The sequence below is a fragment of the Flavobacterium beibuense genome (assembly GCF_004151245.1).
Lineage (GTDB): Bacteria > Bacteroidota > Bacteroidia > Flavobacteriales > Flavobacteriaceae > Flavobacterium > Flavobacterium beibuense_A.
Map to the genome: position 1 here is coordinate 213,042 of NZ_JUIW01000007.1, position 12,351 is coordinate 225,392.

Consider the following 12,351-nt stretch of genomic DNA (forward strand, 5'->3'; position numbering starts at 1 on the left):
ATTATGTACGTTCCCTTTGATACATTGCCTGAAGAATCCAGAATATGGATCTATCAGTCAAACAGGAAATTCTCTGATGAAGAGATTTCCGAAATTGATGAAGCACTTAAAGGCTTTGTCGAAAACTGGGCAGCTCACGGCACAGGCCTTGAAGCTTCTTATCAGATAAAATACAGCAGGTTTATTATACTGGCTGTTAATCAGGATACCCAGTCGGCTACAGGCTGCTCTATAGATGCATCGGTGCATTTTATTCAGGAGCTGGAAAAGAAATATAATGTAGACCTGCTTGATAAAATGAATGTAACCTTTAAGAATGGTGAGCACATTGCACACAAAACGCTTATTGAGTTCAGGAAAATGGCAAAAGAAAAAGCCGTTTCTGCAAATACGGTAGTTTTTAATAATCTTGTCAATACAATAGGAGAATGGCAGGATTATTGGGAGGTACCTGCAGGTGAGAGCTGGCATAGCCGCTTCTTTTAAAAGAGGCAGAATAACAATATGTAAGATCATCATTCTACGCCTTGTATAGTGATGATTTTATTTTTTAAAAAAACAAGAGATTTAATGAGGTTATACGCGATATTCTTTCTTCTTTTAGTGCAGTGTGTATTTGCACAGCAGGCACCCTTTAATAATTATAAAACTCCGGCCGAACGCAAATGGACCGATAGTATTTATAATTCATTAAGCTTTGAGGAAAGGGTAGGGCAACTGTTTATGGTAGCGGCATACTCTAATAAGGATGCTGCACATGTACAGGAAGTTGATAAACTTGTTAGGGATTACAAAGTGGGTGGGCTGATATTCTTTCAGGGTGGTCCAGTTAGACAGGCTAAGCTAACCAACCGTTATCAGTCACAGGCAAAAACGCCTTTGTTTATAGGTATAGATGGTGAGTGGGGACTTAGTATGCGTTTGGATTCTACTTATCGCTATCCGTGGAATATGACGCTAGGAGCTATTCAGGATATGCGTCTTATTGAGACTATGGGCGAGCAGATGGCCATGCAGTCTAAAAGGATGGGCATACAGTTTAATTTTGCCCCTGTTCTGGATGTGAACGTAAATCCTAAAAATCCTATTATCGGTAACCGTTCTTTTGGTGAAGATAAAGTAAACGTTACCGAAAGAGCACTTGCTTTAATGAAAGGACTGCAGAGTCAGGGTGTATATGCTACCGGAAAACACTTTCCCGGACATGGTGACACGGCTACCGATTCGCATTATTCATTACCATACCTTCCGTTTACTACACAGAGACTGGAAGATTTGGAATTCTATCCGTATAAAAAACTATTTAACGAAGGGCTTGCCAGTATAATGGTGGCACACCTTAACGTACCCAGTATAGAACCTACCGAAAATTATCCTACATCACTTTCCTATAATGTTGTAACCAATATTGTTAAGGGAGAAATGGGTTATGACGGACTTATTTTTACTGATGCGCTAAACATGAAAGGAGCCAGTAACTATATGCAGCCGGGAGAAATAGACCTTGAGGCATTTTTGGCAGGAAATGATGTTTTGCTTTTTGCAGAGAATGTGCCTGTGGCTATCGAAAAATTTAGGGAAGCTTACGCTCAAAACGTACTTACAGAAGAACGTTTGGCTTACTCGGTAAAAAAGATACTGGCTTATAAATACAGGGCAGGACTTAATAAGTACAAACCTATTGATATTACCCATTTGTATTCAGATCTTAACGAATACATCTATGACGACCTTAATTACAAGCTGTATGAAAATGCGGTTACGGTTATAAAGAACGATAATACAACATTGCCTATCCGTAGTCTGGTTAACGAGAAGATAGCCTATATAAAAATGGGCGATGCCGATAATACAGACTTTGTAGAGAAGCTACAGTCTTATGCCGATGTTACTGTATTGGAGGAACAAACACTTCCGTTATATAAGGAAAAGCTTAAGGATTTTACCAAGGTTATTATTGGTTTCCATAAGGCAGACGGTGCCTGGAAGAACCATAATTTTACAGATGCCGAACTGGAGTGGATATCAGCTATTGCTAAAATAAAACCTGTTATACTTGCTGCTTTTGTTAAGCCTTATGCGCTTATGCAGATTAAGGATTTTACCAATATAAAAAGCGTTGTCCTGGCCTACCAAAATAATGCAATTGCCTCGACAGTTGCCGCAGAGGTTATCTTTGGTGCATTAGGCTCTAAAGGAAAGCTGCCTGTATCTATAAATAATTCGTTTACGGTAAATACGGGTATTGAAACCGAAACTACAGGAAGGCTTGCATTTACTACTCCGGGCAATGCAGGTATGGATGCTGCAAAGCTAACACAAATAGACCTGCTGGCACAAAAAGCCATAGATGGTAAAATGACACCGGGTATGCAGGTACTTGTGGCACGTAACGGTAAGGTGGTGTACCAAAAGTCGTTTGGTTATCATACTTATGAGAAGGAAACTCCTGTAACCAATTCAGATATTTATGATGTTGCTTCGCTTACTAAAGTATTATCCACATTACCACATGTTATGCAGATGTATGAGCACGGTAAGCTAAAAATGGATACGAAGTTAGGCAGCATGCTTAGCGAATTCAAGAATACCGATAAGAAGGATATTATACTTAAGGATATGCTTTTGCATCAGGCGCGATTCCAGCCGTGGATGCCGTTTTATGTAGCAACGCTTGACAGTACGAAACACCCTTCTGAAAAATATTACAGAGATCATTATGAGCCGGAGTTCCCGCTTCAGGTAGCAGAAATGCTTTTTCTGAGAAAGGATTATCCGGATACGATTGTAAAACGAATTGCAGACAGCAAGCTATTGCCTAAAAAGCAATACCGCTACAGCGATTTTACCTTTATCCTTCTTAAGGAATATCTGGAAAGGGTTAAAGGCAAACCGCTTGATGTTTTAAGTGACGAAGAGTTCTACAAACCGCTTGGTGCTGCACATACTACTTACAACCCGTTACGCAAATGGGATATGAGTATCATCCCGCCTACAGAGATAGATAACTACTACCGTTATCAGGTAATACAGGGATATGTACACGATATGGCTGCCGCGATGGAAGATGGTGTGGCAGGACATGCCGGACTTTTCTCTAACAGTATGGATGTGGCCAAAATTATGCAGATGTACCTTAACGGGGGAGAATATGGCGGACACAGGTTTTTTACTCAGCAAACTTTTGATATCTTTAATACCTGCTACGGATGTGAAGACGGAAACAGGAGAGGGCTTGGTTTAGACAAACCTCAGATTGAAAACCCTGGGCCAACTTGTGACTGTGTTTCCAAATCGAGTTTTGGACATACAGGCTTTACAGGCACCATGGCATGGGCAGACCCTGCTACGGGCGTAGTATATGTGTTCCTGTCTAACAGGACATATCCTGAAGCTACCGAAAATAAACTCTCTAAAGAGAACATAAGGGAGGATATACAAAAGGTTATTCAGGAGTCTATTATTCAAAATTAGTAACTACTAAAACACATAATTATGCAGTACCATGTAAATACTCCAGAAGAATATATGGAGGCCATACCCGAAGAAAGAAGGCCGTATATAGAAAAACTGCGTGATACTATTAACAGTAATCTGCCGAAAGGCTTTCAGGAAGGCACGGGATATGGTATGCTGAGCTGGTCAATACCACACAGTACTTATCCTGCAGGTTACCATTGTGATCCTAAGACTCCGTTGCCTTTTCTAAGCATTGGTTCCCAAAAGAATTTTGTTGCCCTTTATCATATGGGTGTTTATGCCGATAAGGAACTTCATGACTGGTTTGTAAGCGAATACCCTAAACATAGCAAAACAAAACTGGATATGGGAAAAAGCTGTGTGCGTTTTAAAAAGCCCGAGGCTATTCCGTATGAGCTTATAGGTGAACTGGTTTCGAAAATGACACCACAACAGTGGATTGATTTATATGAATCGAACCTAAAAGCCAAATAATTTTTTATAAGGTAATTATTACGTTAATTTCAGGATAAAAACGGGGCAGCCCGTTTTTTTTATTTAATTTCGTTATACTTATTTAGTCTTTTATGAAAATCGCAATAGTATGTTATCCAACCTTTGGCGGTAGTGGTGTTGTCGCTACCGAACTGGGATTGGAACTGGCACGCCGCGGTCACGAAATACACTTTATTACGTATAGCCAGCCCGTGCGTCTCGCCTTATTAAACCCCAATTTACATTACCACGAAGTACACGTTCCGGAATATCCTTTATTTCATTACCAACCTTATGAGCTAGCCCTTTCCAGTAAACTGGTAGATATGGTTAAACTGCATGGTATAGAACTGCTGCATGTACATTATGCAATTCCGCATGCCTACGCCGGTTATATGGCTAAGAAAATGCTGAAGGAGCAGGGAATTAAAATTCCAATGGTAACCACGCTTCACGGTACAGATATTACCCTTGTGGGTAATCACCCTTTTTATAAACCGGCTGTAAGTTTCAGTATTAACCATAGTGATGTGGTAACATCGGTATCCCAGGCTTTAAAAGACGATACCTATAAACTTTTTGACATTAAAAGGGATATAGAGGTTATACCTAACTTTATCGAGGTTGATAAAAAGAAAATAGAGGAAAACTCCCCATGCCACCGCTCTATGATGGCTACCGAAACCCAAAAGATCATTACACACATCAGTAACTTCCGTAAGGTTAAACGCATACCGGATGTGATTAAGATTTTTTATGAGATACAAAAGGTTATGCCTGCCAAGCTTATGCTGGTAGGAGACGGACCTGAAAAAGAACCTGCAGAAAAGCTTTGTGATCAGTTAGGCCTAGCCGATAAGGTTATCTTCTTTGGTAACAGTAGCGAGATTAACGAGATACTTTGTTTTACCGATTTATTCCTTTTACCGTCTGAAACCGAAAGTTTTGGGCTTGCCGCACTGGAAGCCATGTCTAACGGTGTACCTGTAATATCAAGTAATACAGGTGGTCTTCCTGAGGTTAACAGAGAAGGCTACTCGGGTTATCTGGCTAATGTAGGTGATGTGGAAACAATGGCTAAGAGGGCAATTTCTATTCTGCAAGACGACAAAGTACTTTTACAATTTAAAAACAACGCTCTTAAAGTGGCACAGGAGTTTGATATACAAAATGTTGTACCTTTATATGAGAAACTATACCGTAAAGCCTTAAAACAAAAATAGACTATGAAAAGATTAGCATTATTATCAATACTGTTTTTACTTGTGAGTTGTGTAACTCATCAGAAAGGTGAAGACGGTAAACCCGGCCAACCAGGAAAATCAGCTATGGCAAACAATTATGAAATATTAACCCAAAGCGGTTATGGAGGACATGAGACTGCTTTTAATGAAGTTATCACCTCTCAGGAACGACTTGATGAACTGTACAGGGAGCTTAACATTGAAAGTGTACCAACAGTTGATTTTAGCGATAATAATGTTGTAGCCTTATTTATGGGGCAAAAATCGAGTGGGGGATACAGTATAAGTATAGATAATGTAAAGATTGAAAACAAGACCGCTTTTGTAAAAGTAAAAACTACCAAACCCCGAGAAGGGGAAACAGTTACAATGGCCCTTACACAGCCTTACTGCATAGCAACAATTACAAAAACAGATAAAGTTACTTTTGAATAAATAAAAATCCCGATAAAGTCGGGATTTTTTATTTTATAGATTTAATATCAGTTTTGGTTGAATCCCATTTTATTTCATCAGGATTATAATATTTACCGCTTTTCTTGTATTGTAACAATACATCTTCCTGTTCTGTAGTTTTGCGACATACAATAGCCCTGTAATAGTGATCTGTATTAAAAATATTATAAAGTTTATCTATTTGAGGAGACTTGAAAGAGTCCTTTTGTGAACCGATATAAATAAGTATAGACTCTTTAGGTTTTATGGAGTCCATAACCCTTGATCTGAAAAAGGTTTCAAAATCACTATCCGGTATATGAATAATATCTTTAGGATAAAGTTTTATGTATGGGGCAGGGAATGGCCCAAACTCCATACCTGTTCCACAAAAAACAGGCTCATAAGCCCGTGAATGATAAAAATAGTATATATGATTTAGCGAATCAATTATAAAATTATAGTTTGAATAATATTGGTTATCATATATTAAAGGAATAGTAGGTATTATATCAGCAGAGGAATCCTTTTCATGAAGTTTTTTTGCATTCTTTTTATATTCAATTTCGTATAGCTGCCTTTGTGCCTCTATTGTATAATACATTGTACTATTATCCACAGGAGCAGTACTTTCCTTGCAGGAAATAATAAATAAAACTCCTATGAATAATAGTTTTTTCATGCTTTATTTAACTTTTAGCTCCACATAAACCGGCAAATGGTCTGACGGGTACCTACAGTCTTTAGAGTCGCTTAAAACGGCATATTTTAAAACCTTCATTTTCTTTTTGGCTGTAAATATGTAGTCTATCCTTGTTGTTACGGGTTTATGAAACTCAAAGGCGTTAAACGTACCGTCTGGGCCAAACACAAACTGAGCTGTCTTTTTGGAATCGTTCAGTTCTGCCGACATTGCTTTTATACTTTCCGTGTTTTCTTCCAGGTTAAAATCTCCTGTTACCACAAACGGAAAATCATCCTTATTTACTTCTTTAATCTTGTCGGTTATAAGCTTAACGCTGTTTTGTCTCGCCAAATTGCCTACATGGTCAAAGTGTGTGTTGAATACCCATATTTTTTGTTTGGTCTTGTGGTTTTCAAAAAGCCCGTAAGTACAAACACGGTTATAGGCAGCATCCCAGCCTTTAGAAGGTATATTTGGCGTTTCAGATAACCAAAAAGTATGGTTTTCCAGCATTTTGTATTTTGTCTTGTTATAGAAGATTGCCGAAAATTCACCTTTGTCTTTCCCGTCATCACGACCTACACCAACATGGTCGTAATCTGTTAATGCCTCGCCAAGATATTTCATCTGGTTAGGCAGCGCCTCCTGAACCCCCATAAAATCGGGCTCATAAAACTGTACCTGTTTGGCAAGCATCTCTTTCCTGTTATCCCAACGGTTTTCACCATCGCTTGCTACATCCAGTCTGATGTTGTAGGTCATAACTTTTACATCCTGTGCTTTTGCATTAAAAGCAAACAGCCCTAAGGCCATTAAAACAATTTTTTTCATAGTTAAACATTTACACTTGTCAGGTAACCGTGCGTTACCAGTTCCTGTGAATTATCAATAGGTATTATTTTTCCGTTTTTAAGTAACATGTTTTTATCACTAACCTCAAGCACATCAACATAATAATGATCTGTTATTATTATGCCTTTCTCTTTCTTCAGTTTTAGTAAAAACTCTTTTATTTTCTCTTTGTACAAAGGCTCTACCATAGAAAAAGGTTCATCGAGCATTAGGAAAGGGTGCGGCAAATGGGATATTAGTAACAGCTCCAGGTAACGTAGTTGTCCCATAGAAAGTTCGCCTACCTTCCTGTCGGCAAGTTTATTAATTTCAGGTAGATATAAAAGTTTATCCTGCAGGCTTCCTTTTTCAAGAACTATAGGAATAACATTTTTAACGGTCTTGTTCTTTGGAAGGAAAGGGTACTGAGGTAAATAGGCTATTTTTTGTTTGGCAATAATTTCTTTAGGGGAGTAGTGCTTACCATCAATGCTTAGAGAAACACTTTCGGCTTTCTGAGTTCCAAAAATAACTTTAAGTATGGTCGATTTGCCACAGCCATTACGCCCAAAGATACCTGTAATTTCTCCGGTTTCACAACGTATATAAGCGTTGTCCAGCACCGTTTTATTACCAAACGTTTTTATTATTCCGGTTGCAGAAAGGCTTTGTTTCACAATAATGATATAATAATAAGCAGGGGTAGGGCAATGGCAGCATTTATGGCAAATGTCATTACTCCCAGTTTTAATTTGCTAAACCCCAGGTTATGGTATAAATAAAATTCGTTTTTATAAAAATAGTAAAAGCCATAAAAGCCTACTGCCAGTCCAAAAGTACATAACAGTACAGGAAACCATATAATCATATTGACAGATGCAATGGCACTGGCAATAACGTTAAAGAGGTTTACCCTGAAAAAAAAACTCCAGTAAGCCCTCATAGTTTAGTCGCGTTTACGGCTTACCAAAAGTTTATCTACTATTCTTTGCGACATAGGGTCTATATCCTGTTCGTCTCCGGTAACTAAAATCCCTTTTGTACCGCTTTTGGATTCTATACCATAAACAGTAGCCTCATCATCAGGATTACTCTCACCTTCGTAGTAATAAATATGGGAAATTTCAAAATCCTCAGCTTCAAATTTACCGGAACTGCAAACCAGACAGTTTTCATGCAGGTTAAAATCTTCGGTAAATCCTTTTTGTCTTAATTCTTCAATAGCTTTTAATACCGTAGCATAATGGTATGTGGGTTTCATAACAGTAATTTTTTTATAGTTGGTAGTCAAATTTACTATATTACTGCAATTATCCCGTGTTAAAAAATTAAAATTACAGGCTAGCCAAGCTTTTTGGTGAATTTAAAGTGACTCTCTGCAAAACCGTTATTAATGTAAAAGCGATGTGCTTCTGTTCTTCTTTTGTTAGAGGTTACCTCAAGCAGTTCGTGTCCTTGTTGCTTTAATATATCTTCAAGTGCCTGCAAAAGAAAACGACCTACTTTTCTGTCTCGATAATCGGTAGCTATAAATAGTTCCTGAATCTCAAAAACCATACATTGATGGTGCAACAGTATTTGCCCATGGGAGCTGCAAAAGCCAATTACATTTTTAACGGTATCTGTAGCTACCAGATAGATATTGTTTTTGTTTTCAAGGTTTTCAAAGTAATACTTTTCAAAAGTATCATAATCAAAAACTGTGTTTTCGAGCTCGTTTATAAACCCGTAAACAACCCTGACATCTTCTTGTGTGGCAAACCTTGTAGTCATAGTTTCAGGTGATTAGTGTCTCAAATGTAAACAAAAAAACGCTGGTTAATACCAGCGTTTTTTCTTTTTCTTTGAAGCCTCAGATTTTCTTGAGTTAGATTTTCCTCCCGGCTTTGATTTGCCGCTTCGGGCATTTTTATTTTTGTTCCTTAAATCAGGTTTTTGTCCTTCAGGTTTGTTTTCTTTATCCTGCTCGGTAAACGGATAAGGATGTTCTTCCATAACCTTAAGCTTCATGCGGATAAGCTTTTCTATATCCTTAAGGTAAGGAAGTTCATCGCGTCCGCAAAAAGATATTGCCAGTCCTGAGTTACCCGCACGTCCTGTACGCCCAATACGGTGTACATAGGTTTCAGGTATGTTAGGCAGGTCAAAGTTCACCACATAAGGCAAGCTTTCTATATCAATACCCCTTGCAGCAATATCTGTTGCTACCAGTACAGATATCTCTTTATTTTTAAAGGCATCTAACATACGTTGTCTTGCACTTTGTGACTTGTCACCATGTATTGCGCCTGCTTCAACACCGTTTTTCTTTAGTGCCTTAACCACATTGTCCGCACCATGTTTGGTACGTGTAAATACCAGTACATTCTTAAGGTTTTCGTTGCGTATAAGGTGATACAACAGCTTACGTTTATCGGCTTTGTCTACAAGATACAACTGTTGCTTTACCTTTTCGGCAGTTGATGATATAGGTGTTACCGAAACATACTTAGGATTGGTTAAAAAAGTATCTGCCAGTTCACGTATAGGTAAAGGCATCGTAGCCGAAAACAGTAATGTTTGCCTGTTATCCGGAGTAAGCTTAATAATCTTCTTTACATCATTAATAAAGCCCATGTCCAGCATCTGGTCGGCTTCATCAAGCACTAAAAAGTGCAGGTGGTCTAAATCTACAAATCCCTGTTTATGCAGGTCTAAAAGCCTTCCCGGAGTAGCGATAAGAATATCAACCCCTTTTTTAAGCTGATCTACCTGCGGAGTCTGGTTAACTCCGCCAAAAATAGTTACCTGACGTATGTTTGTGTATTTACCGTAAGTATCGAAGCTTTCACCAACCTGTAATGCAAGTTCGCGGGTAGGGGTAACAACAAGTGCCCTGATAAGTTTTCTCTTTTTTGCCGAGCCTACTATGCGGTGTAATATATTAAGCATAGGGATGGCGAATGCTGCAGTTTTACCTGTACCGGTTTGTGCGCAACCCACAAGATCATTTTCTTCCAGAATAACCGGAATAGCCTGCTCCTGTATTGGAGTAGGATTTTCATACCCTTCATCTGCAAGGGCCTGCTGTATGTTCTTAAGTAAATTAAGATCTTCAAATTTCATCATAAACACATTATGCCCGGTTTAGTTAACCAGGCAGGTTGCAAAGGTACGTTAAAATAAATTAGTGCTATTCTCCGCCTTTAGCTTTAATAAAATCGGTTACAAGATAGGCTATAAGCTTACCCGTAAGGTGGCTGTTCTTGTCGTTGTCCAGAGCCGGCGCTCCTTCACAAAGGTGCAGATAAGCAGTATTTTTGTTTTTCCCGAAGTAATGAATAAACTGCCTTACTTTCTCAATACTAAAACCGCTTGGCGTCATGGCACTACTGGCTACGTTAGGCAGGGAGTCAAGGTCTATTTCTATACCAAAATACTCATCTTCTATATATCCTAAAGCATGTGCCATTTCATCGCTAAAGCTTCTTTCCTTTCTTATGGCAATCTGCTCATAGGTATTATAACGTATACGTTCGCTAAGTTTTTTAATATTTTCCATTACACCTTTTGAGGCGTAGTTTTCATGTAGCCCGAAAATAAAATACTTTTTAAGGAAGCCTTCTTCCATTGCGTAAGAAAATCCGTTCCCACTGTGTCGTCCTTCAAGCTGTCGGAAATCGGTATGGGCATCAAAGTTAATTGCATTAACGGGCTTGCCTTTTGCCAGTGCGGCACCTTTAATATTACCATAAGCATTGTTATGCCCGCCACCTATAATAATAGGAGTTTTTCCCGCAGAGATAATTTTTGCTACAATATGAGACACCTCCTTGTCAACTTTTTCTACAAGTAGCGAAAGTTGTTTTCTGTCTTCCTTAACGGTTACATCAAGTGCTTCGGCTTCTTTCATGATACCCGAAACATCTATATGTCCTAAAATAAGCAAACGGTTACCTTTACAAAACTTGTTATGTTGAAGGTTAACTATTGCTTTTATGGCAGTTTCCCATGCTGTATCTGCACCGGGTCTTCCAAAATTTGCCCTTACTCCAAGATCTTCAGGAACACCTAAAAGCACAAAGTCTGCCTCTGCCGACTTCAGGTATTCAAAAGTTTTCTCCTCTTTAGGGATGGTAAGTATTCTCTCACCAAATTTTATTTCCCCGCTTCTGTGCGAAGTATATTTTGATAAGTCTGTTTCTGTGAACTTTATTATATTTTCCATACGATTATTATGCGATTCAAAAATACTATTTTCCTATAAAATTTCGTTAAAAAGCAATCATAGAATTAAAATATGTATAAATTTGGCAAAAACAATTTAATAAATAATGGAACAACAAAAAAGTAATTCTAGTTTAAAAGCGATTATAGTAGTACTATCCATACTACTAGTTGGCAGCCTTGCGTACATGTACAAAATGAGTACAGATAATGAGGCTACTGAGAAACAGTACATTTCGGAAAAAGATGGTCTTATTGCTGATCTTGAAGCTGAAAAAGCCAGGTATGAAAATGTTGTAGCAGAGAATGCAGACATTAAAGCCCAAATTGAAACAGCGAAGGCAAACATCGATGATTTAATTGCACAGCTTAAAAAATCTAAAGGCGATAATGCTTCTTTACAGAAATACAAAAACGATTATTTTAGATTGAAGCGTGAAATGGATAATCTTATTGCCGAGAACAAAAGGCTGACTGAAGAAAACCAGTCTCTTACTATGGAGCGTGACAGCACTATTGTAGTTCTTGATGATACAAGAAAATACAATGACACTCTTGTTTCTCAAAACGAAAAACTTAGCAAAACTGTAGAAAAAGCATCTAAACTTTCTATTGTTAACCTTAAAGCTGAGGCGTTTAAAGAGAGAAGTTCAGGAAAACTTGTTGCTACTGATAAAGCAAGACGTGTAGACAAACTTAAAATAACTTTTACCATTGCAGCTAACGAAGTGGCTCAAACAGGTAACAGAATGTTCTACGTACAGGTTATAGACAGCAAAAATAATGTTCTTGGTGAAAAACAAACTGAAACATTTGGTGACTATACACTTACTTACAGCTTTATCACTAATGCTATCTATGAAAACAAATCTATCATAGTAAGCGAAATCCTTTCAGGAGATAACTTTGAAAAAGGTCTTTACCATGTAAATCTTTTTGATAAAGATCAGCTTGTGGCTAACGCTACATTTACTTTGAAATAACAGAAATCATATC

Annotated in this window: 14 protein-coding genes; 6 read left to right on the plus strand and 8 right to left on the minus strand. The window is 38.1% G+C overall.

Features of this window, described 5'->3' with window-relative positions:
• Positions 1–3: 3 nt before the first annotated feature.
• The 5 genes from NU09_RS11360 to NU09_RS11380 all read left to right on the plus strand — a co-directional run bounded on the left by NU09_RS11360 (position 4) and on the right by NU09_RS11380 (position 5,633).
• On the plus strand, positions 4–486 hold the full coding sequence (locus NU09_RS11360) for an ABC transporter ATPase (RefSeq protein ID WP_129751411.1): 483 nt from the start codon (positions 4–6) through the stop codon (positions 484–486).
• Between the two features lie 84 nt (positions 487–570).
• Positions 571–3,474 carry a glycoside hydrolase family 3 N-terminal domain-containing protein gene (locus NU09_RS11365; RefSeq protein WP_129751412.1) on the plus strand — a complete coding sequence of 968 codons (2,904 nt, stop codon included), beginning with the start codon at positions 571–573 and terminating at the stop codon, positions 3,472–3,474.
• 21 nt (positions 3,475–3,495) lie between these two features.
• Complete coding sequence (locus NU09_RS11370) at positions 3,496–3,954, plus strand: DUF1801 domain-containing protein (RefSeq protein ID WP_129751413.1); 459 nt, start codon at positions 3,496–3,498, stop codon at positions 3,952–3,954.
• 92 nt (positions 3,955–4,046) lie between these two features.
• Entirely contained in the window at positions 4,047–5,177 is a 1,131-nt protein-coding gene (gene bshA / locus NU09_RS11375; RefSeq protein WP_129751414.1) for an N-acetyl-alpha-D-glucosaminyl L-malate synthase BshA, read from the plus strand.
• A 3-nt stretch (positions 5,178–5,180) separates the two neighbouring features.
• Complete coding sequence (locus NU09_RS11380; RefSeq protein WP_129751415.1) at positions 5,181–5,633, plus strand: protease complex subunit PrcB family protein; 453 nt, start codon at positions 5,181–5,183, stop codon at positions 5,631–5,633.
• A gap of 28 nt (positions 5,634–5,661) precedes the next feature.
• Here the strand turns inward: NU09_RS11380 and NU09_RS11385 are convergent, their stop codons facing one another.
• The 8 genes from NU09_RS11385 to NU09_RS11420 all read right to left on the minus strand — a co-directional run bounded on the left by NU09_RS11385 (position 5,662) and on the right by NU09_RS11420 (position 11,356).
• The gene (locus NU09_RS11385; RefSeq protein WP_129751416.1) at positions 5,662–6,315 is read right to left on the minus strand and encodes a hypothetical protein; all 654 of its coding nucleotides are present in this window, start codon (positions 6,313–6,315) and stop codon (positions 5,662–5,664) included.
• 3 nt (positions 6,316–6,318) lie between these two features.
• A complete protein-coding gene (locus tag NU09_RS11390; RefSeq protein WP_129751417.1) occupies positions 6,319–7,149 on the minus strand; it encodes an endonuclease/exonuclease/phosphatase family protein in 831 nt (276 codons plus the stop codon).
• Positions 7,150–7,151: 2 nt separating this feature from the next.
• Complete coding sequence (locus NU09_RS11395; RefSeq protein ID WP_129751418.1) at positions 7,152–7,826, minus strand: ATP-binding cassette domain-containing protein; 675 nt, start codon at positions 7,824–7,826, stop codon at positions 7,152–7,154.
• Positions 7,823–8,092 carry a hypothetical protein gene (locus NU09_RS11400; protein ID WP_129751419.1) on the minus strand — a complete coding sequence of 90 codons (270 nt, stop codon included), beginning with the start codon at positions 8,090–8,092 and terminating at the stop codon, positions 7,823–7,825. Before NU09_RS11400 ends, NU09_RS11395 begins: the two co-directional genes overlap by 4 nt.
• Positions 8,093–8,095: 3 nt before the next feature.
• The gene (locus NU09_RS11405; RefSeq protein ID WP_129751420.1) at positions 8,096–8,410 is read right to left on the minus strand and encodes a hypothetical protein; all 315 of its coding nucleotides are present in this window, start codon (positions 8,408–8,410) and stop codon (positions 8,096–8,098) included.
• 80 nt (positions 8,411–8,490) lie between these two features.
• Positions 8,491–8,922 (minus strand): GNAT family N-acetyltransferase, encoded by a 432-nt coding sequence (locus NU09_RS11410; protein WP_129751421.1) that lies wholly within the window; start codon positions 8,920–8,922, stop codon positions 8,491–8,493.
• Positions 8,923–8,967: 45 nt separating this feature from the next.
• Positions 8,968–10,254, minus strand: coding sequence for a DEAD/DEAH box helicase (locus tag NU09_RS11415; RefSeq protein ID WP_129751477.1), 1,287 nt, complete (start codon positions 10,252–10,254; stop codon positions 8,968–8,970).
• 67 nt (positions 10,255–10,321) lie between these two features.
• A complete protein-coding gene (locus NU09_RS11420) occupies positions 10,322–11,356 on the minus strand; it encodes a formimidoylglutamase (RefSeq protein ID WP_129751422.1) in 1,035 nt (344 codons plus the stop codon).
• A 106-nt stretch (positions 11,357–11,462) separates the two neighbouring features.
• Here NU09_RS11420 and NU09_RS11425 point away from each other — a divergent pair, with 106 nt between their 5' ends.
• Positions 11,463–12,338, plus strand: a complete 876-nt coding sequence (locus NU09_RS11425) for a hypothetical protein (protein ID WP_129751423.1) — start codon at positions 11,463–11,465, stop codon at positions 12,336–12,338.
• Positions 12,339–12,351 lie beyond the last annotated feature (13 nt).

Bases quoted from the DNA above. Each gene is read 5' to 3' on its own strand.
- NU09_RS11400 (WP_129751419.1), bottom strand. From the start codon at position 8,092: ATGAGGGCTTACTGGAGTTTTTTTTTCAGGGTAAACCTCTTTAACGTT.
- NU09_RS11380 (WP_129751415.1), top strand. From the start codon at position 5,181: ATGAAAAGATTAGCATTATTATCAATACTGTTTTTACTTGTGAGTTGT.
- NU09_RS11420 (WP_129751422.1), bottom strand. From the start codon at position 11,356: ATGGAAAATATAATAAAGTTCACAGAAACAGACTTATCAAAATATACT.
- NU09_RS11365 (WP_129751412.1), top strand. From the start codon at position 571: ATGAGGTTATACGCGATATTCTTTCTTCTTTTAGTGCAGTGTGTATTT.
- NU09_RS11405 (WP_129751420.1), bottom strand. From the start codon at position 8,410: ATGAAACCCACATACCATTATGCTACGGTATTAAAAGCTATTGAAGAA.
- NU09_RS11370 (WP_129751413.1), top strand. From the start codon at position 3,496: ATGCAGTACCATGTAAATACTCCAGAAGAATATATGGAGGCCATACCC.
- NU09_RS11360 (WP_129751411.1), top strand. From the start codon at position 4: ATGTACGTTCCCTTTGATACATTGCCTGAAGAATCCAGAATATGGATC.
- NU09_RS11390 (WP_129751417.1), bottom strand. From the start codon at position 7,149: ATGAAAAAAATTGTTTTAATGGCCTTAGGGCTGTTTGCTTTTAATGCA.
- NU09_RS11415 (WP_129751477.1), bottom strand. From the start codon at position 10,254: ATGAAATTTGAAGATCTTAATTTACTTAAGAACATACAGCAGGCCCTT.
- NU09_RS11425 (WP_129751423.1), top strand. From the start codon at position 11,463: ATGGAACAACAAAAAAGTAATTCTAGTTTAAAAGCGATTATAGTAGTA.
- bshA (WP_129751414.1), top strand. From the start codon at position 4,047: ATGAAAATCGCAATAGTATGTTATCCAACCTTTGGCGGTAGTGGTGTT.
- NU09_RS11385 (WP_129751416.1), bottom strand. From the start codon at position 6,315: ATGAAAAAACTATTATTCATAGGAGTTTTATTTATTATTTCCTGCAAG.
- NU09_RS11410 (WP_129751421.1), bottom strand. From the start codon at position 8,922: ATGACTACAAGGTTTGCCACACAAGAAGATGTCAGGGTTGTTTACGGG.